At 37.6% G+C, this 21,573-nt stretch carries 14 protein-coding genes; 7 read left to right on the top strand and 7 right to left on the bottom strand.

The genetic code is table 11. The features are described 5' to 3' along the window. The first annotated feature begins 121 nt into the window (after nt 1-121). Nucleotides 122-1,369 carry a beta-ketoacyl-ACP synthase II gene (fabF, locus tag H6F45_RS00065; protein WP_190346133.1) on the top strand — a complete coding sequence of 416 codons (1,248 nt, stop codon included), beginning with the start codon at nt 122-124 and terminating at the stop codon, nt 1,367-1,369. Here fabF and H6F45_RS26825 read toward each other — a convergent pair. Beyond that, complete coding sequence (locus H6F45_RS26825; protein ID WP_277876942.1) at nt 1,353-1,487, bottom strand: hypothetical protein; 135 nt, start codon at nt 1,485-1,487, stop codon at nt 1,353-1,355. The two genes, fabF and H6F45_RS26825, sit on opposite strands and share 17 nt — an antisense overlap. 200 nt (nt 1,488-1,687) lie before the next feature. Between H6F45_RS26825 and tkt the strand changes: the two genes are divergently transcribed. After that, nucleotides 1,688-3,700, top strand: a complete 2,013-nt coding sequence (tkt, locus tag H6F45_RS00060) for a transketolase (RefSeq protein ID WP_190346132.1) — start codon at nt 1,688-1,690, stop codon at nt 3,698-3,700. Nucleotides 3,701-3,955: 255 nt separating this feature from the next. Here the strand turns inward: tkt and H6F45_RS00055 are convergent, their stop codons facing one another. From H6F45_RS00055 to H6F45_RS00030, 6 genes are all read right to left on the bottom strand, one after another. After that, nucleotides 3,956-9,187 carry a choice-of-anchor I family protein gene (locus tag H6F45_RS00055; RefSeq protein WP_190346131.1) on the bottom strand — a complete coding sequence of 1,744 codons (5,232 nt, stop codon included), beginning with the start codon at nt 9,185-9,187 and terminating at the stop codon, nt 3,956-3,958. A 70-nt stretch (nt 9,188-9,257) separates the two neighbouring features. After that, entirely contained in the window at nt 9,258-10,337 is a 1,080-nt protein-coding gene (locus H6F45_RS00050) for a DUF262 domain-containing protein (RefSeq protein ID WP_190346130.1), read from the bottom strand. A 143-nt stretch (nt 10,338-10,480) separates the two neighbouring features. Then, nucleotides 10,481-11,434, bottom strand: a complete 954-nt coding sequence (locus tag H6F45_RS00045; protein ID WP_190346129.1) for a hypothetical protein — start codon at nt 11,432-11,434, stop codon at nt 10,481-10,483. A 17-nt stretch (nt 11,435-11,451) separates the two neighbouring features. Continuing rightward, on the bottom strand, nt 11,452-12,909 hold the full coding sequence (locus H6F45_RS00040) for an AAA family ATPase (RefSeq protein WP_347237692.1): 1,458 nt from the start codon (nt 12,907-12,909) through the stop codon (nt 11,452-11,454). 205 nt (nt 12,910-13,114) lie between these two features. After that, nucleotides 13,115-15,694, bottom strand: a complete 2,580-nt coding sequence (gene leuS, locus H6F45_RS00035) for a leucine--tRNA ligase (protein ID WP_190346128.1) — start codon at nt 15,692-15,694, stop codon at nt 13,115-13,117. Between the two features lie 327 nt (nt 15,695-16,021). Beyond that, nucleotides 16,022-17,152 (bottom strand): TRAP transporter substrate-binding protein, encoded by a 1,131-nt coding sequence (locus H6F45_RS00030; protein WP_096571682.1) that lies wholly within the window; start codon nt 17,150-17,152, stop codon nt 16,022-16,024. 168 nt (nt 17,153-17,320) lie between these two features. Here H6F45_RS00030 and H6F45_RS00025 point away from each other — a divergent pair, with 168 nt between their 5' ends. From H6F45_RS00025 to H6F45_RS00005, 5 genes are all read left to right on the top strand, one after another. Further along, a complete protein-coding gene (locus H6F45_RS00025; protein ID WP_190346127.1) occupies nt 17,321-18,190 on the top strand; it encodes a Uma2 family endonuclease in 870 nt (289 codons plus the stop codon). Between the two features lie 616 nt (nt 18,191-18,806). Then, nucleotides 18,807-19,430: a TRAP transporter small permease subunit gene (locus H6F45_RS00020; RefSeq protein ID WP_096571684.1), complete on the top strand. Its 624-nt coding sequence runs from the start codon at nt 18,807-18,809 to the stop codon at nt 19,428-19,430. 8 nt (nt 19,431-19,438) lie between these two features. After that, nucleotides 19,439-20,782 (top strand): TRAP transporter large permease subunit, encoded by a 1,344-nt coding sequence (locus H6F45_RS00015; RefSeq protein WP_137668339.1) that lies wholly within the window; start codon nt 19,439-19,441, stop codon nt 20,780-20,782. A gap of 196 nt (nt 20,783-20,978) precedes the next feature. After that, nucleotides 20,979-21,224, top strand: coding sequence for a gamma-glutamylcyclotransferase (locus tag H6F45_RS00010; RefSeq protein WP_190346126.1), 246 nt, complete (start codon nt 20,979-20,981; stop codon nt 21,222-21,224). 123 nt (nt 21,225-21,347) lie between these two features. After that, the coding region (locus tag H6F45_RS00005; protein ID WP_190346125.1) for a helix-turn-helix domain-containing protein at nt 21,348-21,573 on the top strand (226 nt) is incomplete at its 3' end.

Here is a 21,573-nt window from a genome sequence, read left to right as displayed (position 1 = left end):
GGGGAGTGAGAAATATTTGATTTTGAACTGTCCCTAATTTTGATACCAATTATCCTTCATCCCTCAGCCCCAGTCTTAATATTTTTCTACCTGCTGCTTTTTCGTCACCTTTAACTGAATCATGACAGACTATAAACGTAAACGCGTTGTTGTAACAGGTGTAGGCGCGATTACACCTATTGGTAACAATCCATCTGAATATTGGGAAGGACTGTTAAGCGGACGTAATGGCATAGACTACATCACAGCTTTTGATGCGTCTAAGCATGATTGCCGCATTGCGGGGGAAGTGAAGAACTTCGATCCGCATGAATACATGGAGCGCAAAGAAGCCAAGCGCACTGATCGGTTTGCCCAATTTGCGATCGCAGGTGCTAAACAGGCTATATCAGACGCACAATTAGTTATCAATGACCTCAACGCCGAGCAAATAGGTGTCATGATCGGTTCAGGCATTGGTGGCATTAAAGTATTAGAAGACCAGCAAACAGTCTATCTAAACAAAGGACCAGACCGCTGTAGTCCATTCATGATCCCGATGATGATTGCCAACATGGCAGCAGGATTAACAGCAATTCATACTGGTGCAAAAGGTCCAAACTCCTGTTCTGTGACAGCTTGTGCCGCTGGTTCTAATGCTATCGGTGATGCCTTTCGCTTAATTCAAAATGGATATGCCCAAGCAATGATTTGTGGCGGATCAGAAGCAGCCGTTACACCATTGTCTGTAGCTGGATTTGCCGCAGCCAGGGCGCTATCCACAAAAAATGATCCAGAAAAAGCTTGTCGTCCCTTTGACAAAGATCGGGATGGCTTTGTCATGGGTGAAGGTTCAGGAATTTTAATTCTGGAAGAATTGGAACACGCAATCAGTCGTGGTGCGAGAATTTATGCAGAAATGGTCGGCTATGGGATGACCTGTGATGCTTATCATATTACTTCCCCCGTACCTGGTGGTTTAGGTGCAGCTAGAGCAATGGAACTGGCACTCAAAGATGGTCAGCTGACACCAGAAATGATTACCTATATTAATGCTCATGGAACCAGCACCCCAGCCAATGATGTCACAGAAACGGCAGCTATCAAAAAGGCTTTAGGCGATTATGCCTATAAGATAGCAATTAGTTCCACCAAATCCATGACAGGTCATTTGTTAGGTGGTTCAGGAGGAATAGAAGCAGTAGCTACAGTTTTGGCGATCGCTAATGACCACATCCCCCCCACCATCCACTTGGATAATCCTGATGAGGGTTGTGATTTAGATTATGTACCCCACACCAGCCGCGCTCAAATCGTAGAGGTGGCTTTATCCAACTCCTTTGGGTTCGGTGGTCATAATGTCACTTTGGCGTTTAAGAAATATCGCTAATGGTGACTGGTGATTGGGGATTGGTGATTGGGAAAATACAAATAATTTCCCCCTGTTCCCCTGCTCCCTGCTCCCTGCTCCTCTGCCTCCTGCCTCCTGAAGTGACCCTGTGGAACATATTATATATATCATTCCCAGCTAAACCAAGGGTTTGGCATGACCAAATTATTAGCTCTATTCATCACCTAAAACTCAGAAGATCCCGCTTGTCCTTATGCTAGTAGGAATGGGATGATGTAAATTGTGGGATCACTTGATAATGAACCCAAAAACAGAAAGCTACAAAGAGTCCTAACCCGTCGTTAACAATAAAAAATTATGGCTGTTGCAACCAAATCCATCGAAGAACTTTGTATTAACTCAATCCGTTTTTTGGCTGTTGATGCCATAGAAAAATCCAAGTCGGGACACCCTGGACTACCTATGGGCGCTGCTCCTATGGCGTTTGTCCTGTGGAACTCCTTCATGCGGTATAACCCCAAAAATCCTAAATGGTTTAACCGCGATCGCTTTGTTCTCTCTGCTGGTCATGGCTCAATGTTGCAGTATGCCTTGCTGTATCTGATGGGCTACGATAGCGTTACCATAGATGACATCAAGCAATTTCGTCAATGGGGGTCTAAGACCCCAGGCCACCCAGAAAACTTTGTGACAGATGGTGTGGAAGTAACTACTGGTCCCTTGGGTCAAGGTATTGCTAACGCAGTTGGTTTAGCTTTAGCAGAAGCACATCTAGCAGCTAAGTTTAACAAACCCGGTGCGACAATTGTAGACCATTACACCTATGTAATTCTGGGTGATGGTTGCAACATGGAAGGTATTTCTGGTGAAGCTGCTTCTATCGCTGGACACTGGGGATTAGGTAAATTAATCGCCCTGTACGATGATAACCACATCTCTATTGATGGTTCTACCGATGTAGCTTTTACAGAGGATGTTTCTAAGAGATTTGAAGCCTACGGTTGGCACGTACTTCACGTTAAAGATGGTAACACCGATTTAGAAGGAATTGCCAAAGCGATCGAAGCAGCAAAAGCTGTCACCGACAAACCCACCATGATCAAGGTGACAACCACCATTGGTTATGGTTCTCCCAACAAAGCAAATACTGCAGGTATTCACGGTGCTGCTTTAGGTGCAGATGAAACAGCATTAACCCGGAAAAACTTAGGTTGGGATTATGCACCCTTTGAAATTCCTCAAGACGTTCTTGATCACACCCGCAAAGCAGTAGAACGCGGTGCTGCTTACGAAGCAGACTGGAAAAAAACCTTAACTGAATACAAAGCTAAATATCCCCAAGAAGCGGCAGAATTTGAACGTTTCCTCAGTGGTGAATTACCAGAAGGTTGGGATCAAGTTCTTCCCACCTATACCGCCGAAGACAAAGCACAACCCACCCGCAAACACTCAGAAATCTGCCTCAACAAACTAGGGGTTGTTTTACCTGAATTAATTGGTGGTTCTGCTGACTTAACCCACTCCAACCTCACCGAACTCAAAGGTGCTGGAGACTTCCAAAAAGGACAATTCCAAAACCGTAACATTCACTTTGGTGTACGGGAACACGCAATGGGCGCGATCTGTAACGGTATAGCCTTACATCGCTCCGGTTTAATGCCCTACGGTGCAACCTTCTTAATTTTCACAGACTATATGCGAGCTGCTATTCGTTTAGCTGCGCTCTCTGAAGCTGGTTCAATTTGGGTAATGACTCACGACTCCATCGGCCAAGGTGAAGACGGTCCTACTCACCAACCCATTGAAACTTTAGCTTCTCTGCGTGCTATTCCTGATTTAACAGTAATTCGTCCCGCAGATGGAAACGAAACTTCTGGTGCTTACAAAGTAGCGATCCAAAAGTCTAAAGAAAATGCTTCCACTCTCTTAGCTTTCACCCGTCAGAACGTCCCCAACTTAGGTGGTACATCTGTTGATGGTGTGGCTAAAGGTGCATACACCATTGTAGATTGTGCTGGTACACCAGAAATCATTTTAATTGGTACTGGTTCAGAAGTGAGCCTCTGTGTAACTGCTGCTGAGAAACTAACCGCCGAAGGTAAGAAAGTCCGCGTTGTTTCTATGCCTTCTACAGACTTATTTGATGCTCAAGATGCAGCTTACAAAGAATCTGTACTACCAAAATCTGTTACCAAGCGTTTAGCGGTAGAAGCTGGTTGCAGTTTTGGCTGGCATAAATATGTTGGTACTGAAGGCGATACCGTCAGTATTGATAGCTTTGGTGCTTCTGCTCCTGGTGGTACTTGTATGGAGAAATTTGGCTTTACCGTTGATAATGTTTTAGCTAAAGCTAAGGCATTGTTAGGTTAATTAACAACAGAATATTTCTCTAAATAGTTTGAAGGTGGGGTGAAAATCCTACCTTTTTTGTTTTTGTGATTTGCAATACGAATTGACACTCTGCGTTCTAAAGGAGCGCAGATTCTTGATTCAACGTTTTCATATTCATTATTGCCAAAATTACCAAAAAAATAGTCGGCTTCAGCCGACTTTTGTTATGAGACTGGGAATTCATTCCCAGACGGTTATTCATTTTCAAACGGTTATATCAATCATGCGATCGCATCATGTAGAGAAACTGATTCTAATAATCACATCATTGTAATCGAAATCTCCACCATCAGGTAAATCTTCAAAACCAAAGATGTTATTTCCTAACAAACGAATGTGATCTACTCCGTTATTTAATCCCAAATAAGGGAAATAAACTTGCGGATCATTGTCAGTATTATTATCAAGTAATTGGGATAAAGTACCATTGACAACTATCATGGGAGCTAAGATTGAACCAGTGGCAATGATGGCGCTATCTGTAAATTTACCTTGGTTATCAACAGCAAATTTGATGCGTTCACCATTTTCTGAGTTGGTGATGATATTGTTAATTGCAGCTTGTAAATAATTCGCTCTATTGGCTGCGGTTGCTGTTAATGTATCAATTGTACCTTGAGCATTATCTACTCTATAAAAGTAGACTTCGTTGTTAAATGCAGCTTCCCGGAAAACAGAGAAATTAGCTTTTACTGTAGGGAAACGTAGATCTGTTAAATCTAGTATTTCTGCTTGTATTCCCCCTTGTTGTGTTGTACCTGTTTCTAGTGGATCGTCAGTAGATTCAATTCTGACTACCAGAGAATTTAATTCGGCAATAGTGCTACTATCCTTCCAAGAAAGGATATAACTATTATTGTCTTGGGTAATGCTTTGGGTTGAGAAATCAGCAAAAACGACGTTTGAATTTGATATTGCGCCAGTTCTCAAGCCATCTATTGTACCATTTCTGACTAAAAAGAATTGGAAGTTAATATCAGAATCAAATTCTAGTATGCGTCTCAAATTATTGGTTTGAATTTCCGTCGCAAATTCATCAGGAAGATTGGCGATCGCAGAGAAAACACTTTTTCCTTGGTTTTTAGCTCTTTCTAAAGCTGCTTCTCGATAACCTTCTTGTCCTGGTTTAATACTAATCCCATCATCTCTCCTAATAGTACCTTCGTTATCATCTGTAGAAAAAATACCCAGTTCATTAACAACATTGAAGGTGTTGGAAACAAGAATTACTTTGAGTCTGACGGGTTCGCCAACTCCTCTAATAGTAAAAATGTTGTTGTTGATATTAGGAGCTAGTGCGATTTCATTATCATTGATAGTTCCTTTAGCTGTACCATTTGTAGCACTGATAGTTGCACCATTTGTAGCATTGCTCAAATTGACAGTAAAAGTCTCATTTTTTTCTAATTGAGAATCTTCTGTTGTTTCAACAGTAAAGGTTTTCTCGGTTTCTCCCTGTGCAAAAGTCAAAGTTTCGGTTTTGGGTGTGAAGTCATCTTCTTCTGCTGTATCTTCTTCTGCAATAGATGTGGTTACGGTTACATTTTGTTCAGTTAAGTTATCTGTGGAACGAGTAACTGTGAAAGTGATACTATTACCTTCTGTTGCTGACGCTGCTGCAATACTAAATTGAGGAGTAGAATCATCGTTATTAATAGTACCTTTGGCTGTACCATTGGTAGAACTAATAATTGCACCACTCGTAGGATTACTTAAACTGACTGTAAAGGTTTCATTACCTTCAAGTAAGGTGTCTGGAGTTGTTTGAACTGTGAAAGTCTTGCTTGTTTCACCTTGTGCAAATGTCAGAGTTTCTGTTTTTGCAGTAAAGTCATTTGCACTTGCTGTGTCACCACTAGCTATGGATGTTTCTACATTTACTGTTTGGTTAGCTTGAGCATCACCTGTACGAGTAACTGTGAAAGTGATACTATTACCTTCTGTTGCTGACGCTGCTGCAATACTAAATTGAGGAGTAGAATCATCGTTATTAATAGTACCTTTGGCTGTACCATTGGTAGAACTAATAATTGCACCACTCGTAGGATTACTTAAACTGACTGTAAAGGTTTCATTACCTTCAAGTAAGGTGTCTGGAGTTGTTTGAACTGTGAAAGTCTTGCTTGTTTCACCTTGTGCAAATGTCAGAGTTTCTGTTTTTGCAGTAAAGTCATTTGCACTTGCTGTGTCACCACTAGCTATGGATGTGGCTACGTTTACTGTTTGATCCGCTAAAATGTCACCAGTGCGAGTGATGGTGAAAGTGATAGCATTACCTTCAACTGCGGAAGCATCAGCAATGGAGAAAACGGGAACTATAAACCCAAAGTCATCTGCTGTTAGAGTATCGGCTTGGACATTTCTTAAAATGCCAAAGGTTTTTTCCATACCCTCTATCACAACTTTGACAAGGGTATCATTGCCATCTTTTACGAGGATGATATTTTCAAAACTTTGAGCCTGGGGAATACCAGTAATAATAACCTTATCATCGCCTTTGGTAAAGTCTAATACTTCTGCGGCTACATCAGGGATAGAGCCATTACCAAAATAAAAGCGGTCTAAACCAGCACCGCCAGTCATTTCTGTACCTTGTTTACCAGCGTATAGGAAATCATTTCCCCCATCACCAAATAACTTGTCGCTGGCTAAATACCCAATCAGAGTATCATCACCATCACCACCCTCTAAGATGTTGTTTCCTGCTGTACTTGATGTGTTTAGGAAATCATTTCCCATTCCACCTTTGAGAGTATTGAAGCTACCTTCAATCACATATAGCTTATCATCTCCATCATCACCATTTAATTGGTTTTGATTTCCTTCAACAACAAACAGTAGATCATTTGCAGTACCACCATTTAATTTGTTATTTTCACCTTCAACAACAACCAAGAAATCATCATCTTCACCACCTTCTAGATAGTTATTTCCTGAACTTCCTTCAGCATATAAACTATCATTACCCAAACCACCAATTAAGGTATCATCATTCTCTGCAAAAAGTTCATCATTACCATCATTCCCGTATTGAGGGACAATGTTTTTTGATAATTCCAAAATCCCTAATTTTATAGGAATTGTTGTACCACCGACACTGAAATCATTATCATTAAGTAAAGCTAAAGTATTGTGATAAACTAACGCTAAACCCTCTAACTTTTCAACTCCTGTATAACCTACCTCAGCAGCATTAACAATCAGCTTTTTACTAACTACAGCAATGCCAGCCGCAGTTAATTCTGCCTCAGTTAATTGTTCAACTGTCGTCTTACCAGCAGGGAATGTAACTGTCAGATTATTAATATTTGTCGCCCCTGCTAAATCAATTTGATAGATGAGTTTGTTAGAATCTTCACTACTTAAATCATCTCTTTCAACAACTGCAAATTTACCATTACCCAAAGAAACAGCATCACCAATTTTATCAGTTCTGGCGTTACCAGTTCCGGTAATATCATCAAGTAAATAGAGATATTCACCAGTTACCTGTTGAGTAGCTACATCAAATTCTAAAATTCTTAAATTGCGGGAATTTCTAGAATTTGCATCATTAGTAACATCAGGATTATCAATTGCACTTTGAATAAAAGCATAAAGCTTATTACCTTCCAAAGCTACAGCTTCAAAACCCCGGTTATTGCGACGTTGAGCGTAAACTGCTGGTAATACTTCCGTGCCAAAAGTTCCTTCAGGTTGACTTGCTGCTGCTGCTGTTCCTTGGGGAATAAAACGAGCAATTAACTTACCATCAGCATCAAAATGATAAATTGCTGGACGGTATTCATCCACCATCCAAAAATCACCATTAGGTGCAATAACGATACCTTCTAAATCTGCACCAAAGGGATCATTTTCTAAAATTTGATCATCTAAATTAACACCAATTTCATCAGTATAAGCTGTACCACCTGCACCAGCTTGTAAATTTGGTCGTCCAGTTAATGGGGTTGTACCATCTTCTCTAAATAACCCAGTTCTTTTGGTAATTGTGATTTCACCAGTAGTTTTATTCAATTCAAAACTAACTATTTCTGGTTGAAAAGCAGGTAACAAAAATGGTCTATTTTGTCCTGTAGGTTCACCATTTGGACCTCTATCTGTATGGGTGACAAATTGCAGATTACCGTTATCTGCTATCCCTTGGAAATACAACCCAGAAAAACCACCTAACAAGATATTTTGACCTGCGGAAGTTGTTCCTAATAGTGGAAGGTTTTGAAATTCATAATTAGTTAAAGTTGGTGGTGGCAGAATTTCATATAAAGTCACAGTATTACTCACTTCATGAGCAACTGCCAACATTGGTTTATTACTGGGACTATCTTCAGCAGCAATGAATTTTAAACCTTCTGGACTGATATCACCAGGAGTTCTAATATATTGTACAAACTCCGGTGCATTTGGGTTACTGAGGTTATAAACCATCACCCCACCACCAGCACGTTCTAAACCAATAAACCCATAGGGTACACCATCAATTACACCCACAACTACACTTTCTGGTTCTGGTCCTTTATTATCAGAACGAGTATCACGATCACTGGTAGAACCATTATTAGCATTAAAAAGTGTAGGAGTTTTTTGGGCTGTAATTTGCTCTAATTGATCGCCACTATCAAAGACTAATTTACCTTGAGCATCCCAAATAGAGAAAGAACGACCACCATAAGCATAAAGCTGATCAAAATCTCCATCTCCGTCGGTATCTCCTAGTTTATTAGTAACAATTAAACGTCCCAAGTTTTCCGGTCTTTTCAACTCGGTAGCATTAGGAAAAGCTATGGGATCAAGATTTAAGGTAGAAACTCTAGCTTCTTCATTAAATATTGATCCTTCATTACCAAAACTATTATTTGCTGTGGGACGGACGCGAGCATCTCCTTCATTAGCAGTAATATAATAGGTTGTACCATTAATTTGAAAAGAGCTAATACCGTCAGGTTGGTACATTCCAAAAATAGGCCAGTTTTTAATGTTAATTTTACCCCCACCTGCGGAAGTTCCATTAACATCTCTATCACTAGCGTCTAGAGCATTTCCTGGTAAACTATGGTCTTTATAACCCAGAGGTACAATATCGGTAATAGTTCCGCTATCAATATTAAGAATTGCAATAGCGTTATTGTCTTGTAATGTGATAAAAGCCGTTTTACCATCAGGAGAAACTGCAATATATTCTGGTTCTAAATCTTGAGCTACTGTAGCGTTAGGTCCAAAAATTCTCACTCCTGCTGCTTTTAATGTAGTTATCTGTCCATTAAATGCAGTAAAGGTTGCAGTGGTAACTTTAGAATTGTCTAAACTGGCAATATCTCCAGAAACATCAATGATACTAATTGAACCTTCAGGATCAATGGTATAATCTTCGCTGGGTTCTCCTTCGTTAGCAACCAGTAATTTACTACCATCAGGAGTGAAGGTGATCATGTCAGGTAAAGCACCTACCACAGCAATTTTAACCATGACATTAACTCTCTTCTTTCCTCAATGTCTGACATTATTTCTTGTTCTAAAAGAGTGATCTTATTAGTCATTATTTATTAATGTTTCCAAATATTCTCTTTGCTTCTGTCAGACGATTGATAATTCTCTCTTTTTGATTATTTCCACCTCTTCTGGAAAACTTGATTAAAACAGAGTCTTTATCAACTTCTTTAAGTTTATTCCGTATTACTTCTAAATCTTGAGATTTGTAATAATCATAATTTTCACCTACACCAATCGTAATCACATCATAAAGAGCAGTAGCAAAATTTCCATCTTTCTGACGAAAAATTTCTCTTCCTAACGGTTTCAGCAATGCAAATACTTGAGTAAATATCTTTCTGTAACCTTCATAATCAAAATTCTCATTTTCTAAAGCATCTTTCATGAATTTAGTCATGTGTTGTGAAATACTGGTGCGGACATTTCTGAGATTTTTGTATAGAGAAATAAATCTCAAAGCCAATTCTTCATCATATAATTGCTCATATTGCTCATTACTCAAATCAATTAATGTCCGAAAATCTTGATTAGCTGCAAGTTCTTTAAGAAAATCATTAAAATTAGGTGAAATATCCCTGTAAATACAATTTCTAATCTCCTGAGTAGTCAACGGAGAACCACCAGTATTCAATCTATTAAAAAGTTCAAAACGCATATCATAATTACTATTGGTTCTGAGAATTTCTACTCTACAATTAGCTCTTTTTAAATTTAATCGAAATTTATTTGGTATACTTTCATAAGTGAATCCTTCCAAAGATTCAACTTTTTCACCTGCTGTTAACATCCAATTGTTATTTTTCCTAATACCTTCATCTTCGCTTTTCAAAACTCCAAAAAAGGAAAGTACAGTAGAAATTCTTTGCAAACCGTCCACTAATTCCCATACTCCTTCACTGTCTTCAGCTACAAATATGGGAGGAATGGGAATACCTAAAAGTATAGATTCAATAAAGCGTGTTCTCTGTTCTATATCCCAACGAAAATATCTTTGAAATGCAGGTTTAATAACTATTTCCTGGCGTTCATACATACCCATTATTTCACCGAAGGATACATCAAGTCTATCGGTGTGTAATAAATTTCTCTGTTCTTCGATTTGTATTGTTAGTTTTTCAGTATCCATGTTATTTACCGTTAGCGATGGGTAATTGTTATTATTTGATTATATCAATCTGTAGTTTGGGTTGACGTAAGGAAACCCAACATCAACCAATAATAATAAATCTGTTGGGTTGCATTTCATTTAACCCAACCTACAAAAAAAGCTTATTTCTCAATTAGTTTATATAACGTCTTAAAGAAACAAGGAATATGATTTTCCACACTTCCATCTAGCTTTGAATAAAATTTACCAATTTCTAAAGATAACTGTTCTCTAAACTTATGTTCTGAATGAGTCCAATTATTATCAGGTAAAATTTGCTTCCAATATTCCTTAGATTTCACCAACATTAATAAAGCATTGATTAATTTATTTTTATCATCTGAACTTTGATAATTACAATACTCTTGATTCCATGAATATTGAAATTTATCTATTTCCACACCATCCAAATTAGGAAGATAACTAATTCTTTGAATTACCCTTGACCAATGAATTTGTAAATCTTTATCATCAGTCATATCATTAACCATATCTAAATAAATATTTTCTAAATTTACAGAATTTTGTTTATATAAAGGATAACTAACATAATGATTATCAAAAACTTCCTGAATACCAGGTGATAAAAAATAAGCCTCTTTATGAATTAAACCAGTTACCCAAATACGATGATGGTCTGTGTTAGATTCATTAATATTTCCTTGATGATAAAGATGATAAAAAATATCTTCTGTATTTTTAAAACTGTAATCTTCCTGAATTTCAGCAAATTGCACATCTAAATCTACAATGGCAAAAAGTAGGTCAGGATTTAAAAATGATTGACTGCTATCAGCATTATGCAAATCTAAAATTTTAAAATATGTATTTAATACATCATTTCTATCACCACAATTAAAAAATTGCGGTCTATATTCTTTCCACCATAGAGGTATACAAGCATTATAAAAATTAGCATCTGGCATCTGTTCCATTTGCTTGTATAATTGCGGTGAACGTCTCCCTTGTACTTGGGAAATAACACCTTCACAAAGAATTACTATTCTATTTCTAATTCTTGCAGATTTAATAATATTTAAACAATGTTCTTTTAGTTCAGTTTCATTTAAACTCATATTTTGTTTTACATTAATTATTGAATTGTTTTTGATGGTAATTTTGGTTCTAATTCTTTAACATGAGCAGGTGTAACCGCTTGACAAATTTCATAGGAATGGGTAGCTAAAATATATTGATTAGTCGCACCCCATTCTTCTAAATCTCTAACTATTTGATATTGCCAATCTGGATGAAATGATATTTCTAATTCATCCATTAGTACAATGGCATCTTTTATATTATTATACTTTAACCACATATAAATACATAATCTTTTTAATTCTCCATGACTTAAATCTTCTGGATAAAGTTCTGTTTCATCACCATCAATTTTAAAATTAATTCCAGATAAATCCGGTTGTACATTAATTTTTTTATTAGTTAAAAGATTGTTAAGTTCAGCTAATAGTTTTACATAATTATTACCATAATTGCCTCCTTGTTCTACAGCTTGTTTAAAATCTTCATCCCGTGCTTTTTTGAATGCTTCAATCAAAATATCTATTGCTAGAAAGTCATAAGTAAAAAAGCCAGGTAATTTAGAATTAGCTGTTTTAATTTGTTGGTAATAGTTTGTTTGATTATTTTCCTGTTTTTTAAATAGAGATTTTCTGTTGTCTGGTTGTAGAAATAGGAATATTTGTGAAATATGAGCAGTTAGAAATATTTTGTCTGAAATGTTTTTAAAAAACTCATCTGCTTCATTTATATCATTAATGCCATCAAAAACACACATTAATTTTTCTTCCACATGATTAATCTCATTATAAATATCACATATATATACAACATTATTGTTTCTTAAAATTTCGTTTAGTAAATTATGATATTCTTGCAATAATGCTTTTACGTTGTTAATTTCTATTTGTATTTCTTGTATTTCTGCATTGATTGTCTTTTCTAATAATAATTCTTCTGGAGCTAATGATTTTTCAGCCCCATTCTTTGTAACTTTACGTTTTAAATTTAATAAGCCCATTTTTTTAGTTCTTATTTCTTGCTCTAAAGGTAATATATTTTCATGTATAAAATTTTCTTTATGAAAATTGCAAACTATAAAATTTTCCCTGTCATTAATAATCCCAGATTCTAAATCTTCTAGAGTAGTAAATTTTGTATTTACATAATCCATAACATCTTCCAAAACATATTTTCCATTACCTATAAAAAATTCTATTTTTACCGTCTTACTACCATCCCAAATCTCAATAATAGCTAATGTCCTTTTGTTAGATTCATTATTATTAATATGAAAATTATGTAGTAAATTTTGAATAAACTCGACTCTATCAGGATTACCAGCACAGTGCAACAAAACAAAAATTAGCTGTAATAGCGTACTTTTACCCCCTCCATTTTGACTACCAAGGGGAAAAATACGCGGAGTAAATTCCTTTTCAAAAGTAATATCTACATTTTTCAAAGCCCGAAAATCAGGTACTTGGATTCTTTGTATGTGCATAAATAAATTAATATATTGCTTTAACGTCACAAATTTATTATACCTATTATACTCTCTTCCCGGTGTAAGATTAATAGTCTTATTTTACTATTTCTTGCTTCCTTCCTCTGTGTCCTCTGTGCCTCTGTGGTTCGTTATTCCATAACTCTTGATTCAAAAAATAAAAGGTGGGTTAAACTTTCGCCAACCCACCTCAAAAAACTCTCCGCGCCTCTGCGTCTCTGCGTGAGAAAACCTAACCCAAAACGAAATTCACCAACTTACCAGGAACAACGATCGCCTTCTTAACTTCCTTCCCTTCAATATAACGCTTCGCCACCTCAGACTCCCGCGCATACTTCTCCAACTCAACCTTATCTAACTGCGAAGGAACTTGAATAGCACCGCGAGTTTTACCCATAATTTGAATTACCAAAGTAATTTCATCAGCTATCAAAGCAGCAGGATCAAAACTCGGCCAATTTTCAATATGTACCGTCCCCTTATTCCCCAACAAATGCCATAATTCATCAGCAATATGGGGCGCAAAAGGCGCTAACATAATCACCAAAGTTAGAATACCTTCCGCATAAATTGGCGAATTATTACACTTAGCATCAGTTAACGCATTACTTAACTTCATCAACTCAGAAATTGCGGTATTAAATTGATATTCTTCCTCCACATCTTCCGTAATTGCTTGAATTGCTAAATGAATCGCTCTCCTTAAATCTTTTTCCTCTTTACTTAACTTCTCCAAATCAGCTTGTTTCTTACAAAATCCCGCCGCAGCGTAATCTGTAACCAACCGCCAAACACGGTTTAAAAATCTAAATTGTCCCTCAACATCAGCTTCATCCCATTCTAAATCTTTCTCTGGAGGTGCTTTAAATAAAATGAACATCCGCGCTGTATCAATGCCATATTTATTAATCACATCCTCCGGTGCTACACCATTTCCCTTAGATTTAGACATGGTAGCATAAACCTTTTCTAAAGGTTCTCCAGTTTGCGGATCTACAGGATTATTAGCATCAACTAAATTTGAAGGAATCCATTTATCCTTACCGCTTTTTTTCGGGTTCATGTATGTTAAACCCTGTACCATTCCCTGAGTTAATAACTTTTGAAATGGTTCATCAAAATTCAACAAACCTCTATCTCTTAATACTTTGGTAAAGAAACGAGAATACAACAAATGTAAAATCGCGTGTTCAATACCGCCCACATATTGATCAACTGGCATCCAATCATTTACTCTACCACCATCAAAAATTTTTTCTGCATTTGTGGCATCAGTAAACCGCAAGAAATACCAAGAAGAATCAATAAAAGTATCCATTGTGTCGGTTTCTCTTTTTGCTGGAGTACCGCAACTTGGACAAGGAACATTTACCCAACTTTCTAAATGTGCTAAAGGTGAACCACCACGGCCACTTAATTCAATTTCTTCTGGCAATTGTACAGGTAAATCTTTTTCTGGTACGGGTACAATTCCACAATTAGGACAATGAATAACAGGGATAGGTGCGCCCCAATAACGTTGACGAGAAATTAACCAATCTCGCAAGCGATATTGTACTCTTTCTTTACCAAAACCTTGTTTTTCTGCATATTCAGTAATGGCTTTTTTTCCATCTACAGAATTAATGCCATTAAAGTCACCAGAATTAACTAAAATTCCCGGTTCTGTGTAAGCTGATTTTATATTTTCATCTGCTCTAATTTCGGGAACAATTACCACTTTAATTGCTAAATTCTGCTCTTTGGCAAATTTGAAATCTCGCACATCATGGGCGGGTACTCCCATCACCGCACCTGTACCATATTCATAGAGTACATAATCTGCAATCCAAATCGGTACTTCTTCCCCAGTGAAGGGGTTGATAGCTTTCCCCCCGGTAGGAATACCCCGTTTTGGTTTGTCTTCTGCGGTTCTTTCTAATTCGCTTTGGTTGCTTACTTCTTTGATAAAAGCTTCTACCGCTGTTTTTTGGTCTGAAGTGGTGACAAGTTGAGTTAAAGGGTGTTCTGGAGCTAATACGACGTAGCTAACGCCATAAACGGTGTCGGGACGGGTAGTATAAACAGCGATTTTTTCATCTAAACCGACTATGGGAAATTCTAAATATGCACCAGTGGATTTTCCGATCCAGTTAGCTTGCATTACTTTAACTCGTTCTGGCCAACCAGGTAATTTATCCAAATCATTTAATAATTCTTCGGCATAATCGGTAATCTTTAAAAACCACTGCCGCAATAATTTACGTTCTACAATTGCTCCGCTACGCCAAGAACGTCCTTCACTGTCTACTTGCTCGTTTGCTAATACCGTTTGATCAATGGGGTCCCAATTTACAGCCGCTTCTTTTTGATAAGCTAAACCTGCTTCTAAAAATTGCAGAAAAATCCACTGTGTCCACTTATAATAATCGGGGGAACAGGTAGCCAATTCTGCATCCCAATCTAAGGATAAACCCAGACGCTTTAATTGCTGTTTCATCTGGTCTATATTTTTATATGTCCATTGGGCAGGAGGTACACCTCTATCAATGGCGGCGTTTTCTGCGGGTAATCCAAAGGCATCCCAACCCATAGGATGTAATACTCTATACCCTTGCATTTTTTTGAGGCGGGCGATTACATCTGTAATGGTGTAGTTACGGACGTGACCCATGTGTAAGCTACCAGATGGGTAGGGAAACATGGAAAGCGCGTAAAATTTAGGTTTGTTTGGGTCTTGATTGGTTTTATCTAATCCCAATTCTAACCATGTTTGCTGCCATTTTTCTTCAATTGCGGCCGGGGTGTATGATGCTTTTGGGGTGGACTCCACAATTAAAAACTCCTAATATTTTTCCTAGTTTCGCTATTGTGGCATAATCCTAGATATCAAGTCCGGCTAATTTATGCAGTAGTTATAGTTGTTCTAGACTTTTGATTAAGTCTTCCTTCTCCAAAACACGATCATACATCTCTGGTCTGATCTCTCGGCTGTGAATGTCTTTCTTTACAGACAAAATGAACTTTACACTACAGCAATTATTTTTATACTACAGCATAGTGACTTTTTGGCTGAAGTGCTAAATGTATAAAAATTTTCTTAGTCCCTCATCTACCTGTGCTTGTAAATGATTTGATAGCTGAAACTGTCACCTGTCACCTACTTCAATTTCCCATAGGCATAACGAGTTAAACTACCCTCATTCAGATTATTCCACGCATAGATACCATCTCTAAAGGGTTTCCAAATTTCATAAACCGCTTTAAAATCTGCATCCTTCGCCGCAAACTCATCATACAAAGCAAAAGATTCTTTTTCCGCTGCTTCTAATATTTCCTGACTGTAAGCACGCACTTGTACCCCTGCTTTTAATAGTTTATCTAAAGCTTCACTATTACGTGCATCATAACGGGCTAACATTGTTGTATTTGATTGATAGGCGGCTGTTTCTAAAGCTGCTTGATATTGAGGAGGTAGCTTTTTCCACTCATCTAAATTAATTTGTACTTCTAAGGTTGGACCCGGTTCCCACCAACCAGGATAATAGTAATATTTAGCAACTTTATTTAAGCCTAATTTCTCATCGTCGTAGGGTCCTACCCACTCAGCAGCATCAATAGCGCCGGTTTGTAAAGCTTGGAATATCTCTCCCCCTGGAAGTGTCTGTACTGTTACCCCTAGTTTGGACATGACTTGTCCGCCTAAACCGGGAATACGCATTTTTAGTCCCTTGAGGTCATTCAGTGTTTTCACTTCCTTGCGAAACCATCCCCCCATCTGTGTACCCGTATTTCCCGCAGGAAATTGAATCACATTAAATTTACGGGCGTAAATTTCCTGAAGTTTGGCTAAACCGCCTCCTTCATATAACCAAGCGTTTTGCTGTTGGGCATTCAATCCAAATGGTACGGATGTTCCAAAAGCTAAAGCCTGACTTTTCCCAATGTAGTAATAAGCTGCTGTGTGTCCTGCTTGGACTGCACCTTGAGAAACCACATTCAGAACTTCTAAACCAGGGGCTATTTCTCCTGCTGCACGGGGTTCGATGATAAATTTACCATTGGTTAGGGCTTTGACCCGTTCTGCCAAAACCTGCGCTCCGCCAAAAATTGTTTCTAAGGATACTGGCCAACTGGTGGCCATTTGCCATCTAATGGTGGGTAGGTTGCTAGTGTCTGCTTGTCCTTTTGTAGCTGGGTTTGTGGCTTTTTGACAACCACCAACTATTGCCACTCCTGTAGCAGCGATCGCACTTTGAGATAATCTGTTAACAATAGCTCGACGTTTCATAACAGTTAATACTATTGACCTAAAATTAAGATATTCCCACAATATCATAATGATGCAACAATTCAGAAATTCCGATGAGATTTATTATTTCTGATAATTTTGTCAATTTCCCATCATTTCATATTAGTATAAAAATATTAAGTAATTTCTAACTAATATTTAACAGCTATGTTAGAAACTGTTTTGGCCAAGCCTAGCATTAAACTGCCACCCACCCAGGCAGAACTTCCTTGTGATGATGGTATCCCGATGGAGACACAAAGACATAAATTACAAATGGATATTTTAATTGATACGATTCAGCCTTGGTTAGATCAAAGGGCTGATGGATATGTAGGAGGCAATATGTTTGTCTACTACAGTTTAGCACAATTAAAAAATCAAGATTTTCGCGGTCCAGATTTCTTTGCTGTTTTAGGTGTGCCGAAAACAGAAAGATTATCTTGGGTGGTTTGGGAAGAGGGAAAACCGCCAGATGTTGTAATTGAATTACTGTCAGAAAGTACAGCTAATAATGATAAAAATGCGAAAAAATTGATTTATCAAAATCAAATGCGGGTATCTGAATATTTTTGGTATGACCCTTTTAAACCAGATGATTTTGCAGGTTTTGATCTAAATAGTGGTGTATATCAACAAATACCATTAAATGATCAAAAGCAACTGGTAAGTAAAGTCTTAAATTTGGCTTTAGTGCGTTGGCAAGGTAAGTATAGAGGTGTTGAAACAACATGGTTACGCTGGGCAACTTTGGATGGTGAGTTATTTCCTACTTCTCAGGAAATCGCAGAAATTGCAAAACAAAAAGCAGATGAAGTAGAACAAATTGCAGAACAAGAAAAACAACGTGCAGAACAAGAAAAACAACGTGCAGAACAAGAAAAACAACGTGCAGAACAAGAAAAACAACGTGCAGAACAAGCTGAACTGCAATTAAGAAAAGTTGCGATGAATTTATTACAGAATGGAATGTCTGTAGAACAAGTAGCACAGTTAACAAATTTGGATATTTTCGATGTGGAAAGATTGATTAATTAAATAGTAGGGGTTTAGCAGTGCTAGACCCCTACAGGACTGATAAATAGATTAAATATTGTGAAATATCATCTTGTAAAAAATTTTTTATAACTGAATTTTGAACAATATTTAAAGGAGGCAGGAGTTGAAAGGCAGGAGGCAGGAGGCTGTCTTAGTGGGGGATTTAAACCCACCTCTAATCGTAGACCGCCCTTGCGGGTTCGCTAGTCACCTACAGAAGAAAACCTTCTTGCAGAGCTGGCTCACCAAATCACCAGATTATGGCGGTGGACTTAAACCCAAATGGGCGAGTCAAAAAGGCTTTATTCTTAATTCAAAAATTTTCCTTCTGCCTCCTGCCCTCTGCCTTCTGCCTCGCCCGATAGCGCAGCGTGGCGTTAGCCATAGGGCAGTTAAAGTATTAACGTAAGTTGCTAGTTACAAATATTCAGGTTTATTTCTCGATTAGATCACCCCTCACCCCCCTTAGAAAGGGGGAAATTAATCAAAGTCCCCCTTTTTAAGGGGATTTAGGGGGATCTAGAAGGCTTATGCTTATAGTTATAACTAGCAACTTGGGTTATTATTGAGACTTAATCCTGCATTCTCAATTCTTACCCTGAATTTATTATGTTCTATGCGTAACTCAAGAAGATTCACCTTCATCAGCAAGCTGTTAAAAGTATCCCAGTTTATTGACAAATGTGCTGATAAATTGGGATGGTTATCCAATTGGCTAGTTTTACTCACCATTGGCGTTGGTTTCTTTAATGTTGTCGCCCGTTATCTAGGGCGCTTCATCGGAGTGCAATTATCTTCTAATGCCTTATTAGAGCTACAATGGTATCTATTTTCTCTCACTTTCTTACTAGGCTTTGCGTACATTTTACGTCATGGCGAAAATGTGCGGGTTGATTTTCTCTATACTAATATGAGTGAAAAAAGACGCGCCTTAGTTGATTTTTTAGGAACAATTTTATTTTTAATTCCCTTTTGTTTAATTGGTATTTGGGTGACATTTAACCCAGTTTTACAGTCTTGGGGAAGACTAAGTGATGGTACTTGGGGAAATTGGGAAGTATCTTCTGATGCTAATGGTTTACCCCGCGCTCCCATTAAAACAATGGTTCCCATAGGTTTATTATTTCTGCTTTTACAAAGTATTTCTCAAACAATTAAATATGTAGCCGTACTATTAGGCTATGAAGAAGTAGCAGAAAAAATTCGTTTAGAAACTTCAGAAAATATCAATATTGAGTAGGTAAAATTATGGGTTTTCAATGGTTATCCATTTTCATGTTTGTTGGCTTTTTCGTTATCTTAATGAGTGGCTATCCTGTAGCTTTTTCCTTTGCCGGTACAGCCATTGTTTTTGGAATCATTGGTACAGCATTAGGGGCTTTTAATCCTGCCCGTCTCCTACTATTACCCAATAGTTGGTTTGGAACAATGTCCAATTTTACTCTACTAGCTATTCCGTTTTTTGTGTTTCTGGGTGCAGTATTAGAAAAATCAGGATTAGCGGAAGAATTATTAGAAACTATTGGCATTCTTTTTAGTCGTGTCAGGGGTGGTTTAGCCTTAGCAGTCGTTTTAGTAGGAACTGTTTTAGCCGCCACAACTGGAGTTGTAGCAGCTACGGTAATTGTTATGGGAATGTTATCTTTACCTGTAATGATTCGCTATGGCTATGATAAAAAATTAGCTGCTGGGGTGATAGTTGCTTCTGGTACTTTAGCCCAGTTAATTCCTCCAAGTTTGGTATTAGTAATTCTCAGTGATCAAATTGGTGTTTCTGTAGGAGATTTATTTTTAGGGGCATTAATTCCTGGTTTAATGTTATCTGGTTCTTATATTCTTTATATATTAGGATTAGCTGTTTTTAATCCAGAAAAAGTTCCCTTGATTCCTGCGGATGTGGAAATTCCTCAAGGTAGTCAATTAATTAAAAAAGTTTTTAAAGCAGTTATTCCCCCTATTTTCTTAATTCTTGCAGTATTAGGAAGTATTTTCTTTGGTGTTGCTACTCCCACGGAAGCAGGGGCAGTAGGTGCAGTTGGAGCTACTATCCTCGCAGCTTTTAATAAACGTTTGACTCCCCAATTAATTCGTGATGCGGCTCATTCTACAGCGGTAATTACTGCTTTAGTGGTAATGATTTTATTTTCTTCTTCAATGTTTAGTTTGGTGTTTGATGCTTTGGGCGGAAAAACTCTGATTACTGAATTATTAACTGGTTTACCAGGAGGATATTGGGGGTTTATAATTGTTAGTAATTTAGCAATTTTCGCTCTGGGTGTTTTTCTAGAGTTTATGGAAATATGCTTTATTGCTATGCCTTTATTTGTACCTGCTGCCCAAGCTTTAGATATTGATATGGTCTGGTTTGGTGTGGTAATGGCAATTAATTTACAAACTGCTTTTATTTCGCCACCAGTAGGATTTTCTTTGTTTTATTTACAAAGTGTTGCCCCTAAAGAGGTGAGTACATTTGATATTCATAAAAGTGCAATTCCTTTTATGATTTTACAGTTTATTGTTTTGTTAATTGTGATTAATTTCCCCCAAACTGTTCGCTGGTTAATTGATGTTTCCGCAACTACGGGAACTTGAAAAAATAGAAGCGGGGTGCGGGATGGGTAACAGAGGTAGGTATTTTACTTTATCGTGAGGGCAAGACAAGGAAGGACGGTGGACAAGGGGGTAAAAATGTGATTAAAAATTCAATTCTGGAAACTGTTCCCTGTTTCCTGTTCCCTAGCCTCTAACGATCACTTTTTCGGCAAGCCCTAACTAAGCAAACACAGTAATGAATGTTTTTGTATACGGTACTCTAAAACCAGTTCAAGCTAATTATCACCTGTGTGAACATAAAGTATTAACATCAAAAAAAGCGATCGCGTTCGGTAAAATATATGCTTTACCAATGGGATATCCGGCGATGACACTCGGAGATGAGAAAGTTTACGGTTATTTGTTGTCTTTTGCTGACTCCCAGATTTTACCCGCATTGGATGATCTAGAAGATTACCAGCCCACAAAACCAGTGTCATAAAATCTTTACACTAGGGTTAGTAGCTAGTTACTGTTTTCTTAACCAATACTAACAAATACTCACATTTACTGAAAATTTCCTGTCATCTTTTGCTTTGTGACAGAATTACAGTAAAATCACTGTATGCTACTAGGATTCAAAACCCAACTCAAAGTTAACAAGCAACAACGACTACTACTGGCGCAACACGCAAGAGTAGCCAGACACGCTTGGAATCAAGGTTTAGCACTGTGTCAACAGGTATTATTACATAACAAACTGCAACCAGAAGAAAAAATCAAATTTCCCACAGCCATAGATTTACACAAATGGTTAGTAGCAGCCATTAAATCTACCCATCCTTGGTATT

The sequence above is a fragment of the Sphaerospermopsis sp. FACHB-1194 genome, from assembly GCF_014696235.1.
GTDB classification, from domain to species: Bacteria; Cyanobacteriota; Cyanobacteriia; order Cyanobacteriales; family Nostocaceae; genus Sphaerospermopsis; species Sphaerospermopsis kisseleviana.
The sequence above is the reverse complement of the archived record's forward strand: the minus strand, read 5'-3'. Positions and strand labels throughout refer to the sequence as shown.

Coding starts and splice junctions, on each gene's coding strand:
- fabF (WP_190346133.1), top strand. CDS start 122: ATGACAGACTATAAACGTAAACGCGTTGTTGTAACAGGTGTAGGCGCG.
- H6F45_RS26825 (WP_277876942.1), bottom strand. CDS start 1,487: ATGTTCCACAGGGTCACTTCAGGAGGCAGGAGGCAGAGGAGCAGGGAG.
- tkt (WP_190346132.1), top strand. CDS start 1,688: ATGGCTGTTGCAACCAAATCCATCGAAGAACTTTGTATTAACTCAATC.
- H6F45_RS00055 (WP_190346131.1), bottom strand. CDS start 9,187: ATGGTTAAAATTGCTGTGGTAGGTGCTTTACCTGACATGATCACCTTC.
- H6F45_RS00050 (WP_190346130.1), bottom strand. CDS start 10,337: ATGGATACTGAAAAACTAACAATACAAATCGAAGAACAGAGAAATTTA.
- H6F45_RS00045 (WP_190346129.1), bottom strand. CDS start 11,434: ATGAGTTTAAATGAAACTGAACTAAAAGAACATTGTTTAAATATTATT.
- H6F45_RS00030 (WP_096571682.1), bottom strand. CDS start 17,152: ATGAAACGTCGAGCTATTGTTAACAGATTATCTCAAAGTGCGATCGCT.
- H6F45_RS00025 (WP_190346127.1), top strand. CDS start 17,321: ATGTTAGAAACTGTTTTGGCCAAGCCTAGCATTAAACTGCCACCCACC.
- H6F45_RS00020 (WP_096571684.1), top strand. CDS start 18,807: ATGCGTAACTCAAGAAGATTCACCTTCATCAGCAAGCTGTTAAAAGTA.
- H6F45_RS00015 (WP_137668339.1), top strand. CDS start 19,439: ATGGGTTTTCAATGGTTATCCATTTTCATGTTTGTTGGCTTTTTCGTT.
- H6F45_RS00010 (WP_190346126.1), top strand. CDS start 20,979: ATGAATGTTTTTGTATACGGTACTCTAAAACCAGTTCAAGCTAATTAT.